Origin of the sequence: Janibacter indicus (assembly GCF_900176385.1) — a bacterium.
GTDB classification, from domain to species: domain Bacteria; phylum Actinomycetota; class Actinomycetes; order Actinomycetales; family Dermatophilaceae; genus Janibacter; species Janibacter indicus.
The window spans coordinates 1-1,130 of record NZ_FWXN01000029.1; the positions used below are offsets into that span (position 1 = coordinate 1).

A 1,130-nucleotide genomic window follows, 5' to 3' on the forward strand; every position below is an offset into this window, starting at 1 on the left:
TGTACTGACCCGGGACGTTAGGTACGGGATGGGCGAGTCGGCGTGACATGAGGAAGACCTCCGAGTGAGGTGTGGAGCTGTTCAGGAACACACACGGCTCATCACGGAGGCCTTCATGACCCACGCTAATGCTTTGCTCACTCCACGCGGTCGGCTGGGGCTGGCCCGGTGCGTTGTCGATGATGGGTGGCCGCTTCGTCGCGCAGCGGACCGGTTCCAGGTTTCGGTCACCACGGCCAAGCGGTGGGCCGATCGGTACCGCGCGCACGGCCCGGCAGCGATGGGCGATCGGTCCAGTCGTCCACGCTCGTGCCCTCACCGCACCACGCGCCGTCGGGAGCGGCGCGTGGTCGGGATGCGCGTGTCCCGTCGCTGGGGGCCAGCACGGATCGCGTACCACCTGGGCTTGAACGTCTCTACGGTCCAGCGGATCTTGACCCGCTACGGGTGCTTGCGCCTGTCCTGGACCGACCCCGCGACCGGGATCCCGGTCCGTGCGAAGCGACGGCAGATCGTGCGCTACGAACGCGAGGCGGCCGGGGATCTGATCCACGTCGACATCAAGAAGCTGGGACGCATCCCCGATGGCGGAGGACATCGTGTCCACGGCCGAGCGCAGGGCGGGCGCAACTCCAGCGCCCACCGGGAGAAAGGCCGGCCACGCAAGGTCCACGGTCGCCCGAACCTGGGCTACGCGTTCTTGCACCACGCGGTCGATGACCACTCGCGCTACACCTACTCCGAGATCCTGACCGACGAGAAGAAGGAGACCGCGACAGCGTTCATGGCCCGCGCCCTTCAGCACTTCACCTCCATCGGCGTCGCCACCCAACGGGTGATGACCGACAACGGGGCCTGCTACCGGTCGCAGATGTTCCGGGACCTGTTGGCCGAGCACGGGATCAAACACAAGTGGACCCGCCCCTACCGGCCGCAAACCAACGGCAAAGTTGAGCGGTTCAACCGCACCCTGCAAGAGGAATGGGCCTACGCCCGCCCCTACGCCAGCGAAAGCGAACGCGTCGCGGCCTTCACCGACTTCCTCCACACCTACAATCACGACCGCGGCCACACCGCACTCAAAGGCGCCTCACCCGCACACCGCGTACCCAACCTGGCGGGTCAGTACA

At 66.7% G+C, this 1,130-nt stretch carries 1 protein-coding gene; it reads left to right on the top strand.

Annotated elements, in window-relative coordinates:
* Positions 1-115 precede the first annotated feature (115 nt).
* The coding region (locus B9B60_RS16735) for an IS481 family transposase (RefSeq protein ID WP_143445642.1) at positions 116-1,130 on the top strand (1,015 nt) is incomplete at its 3' end.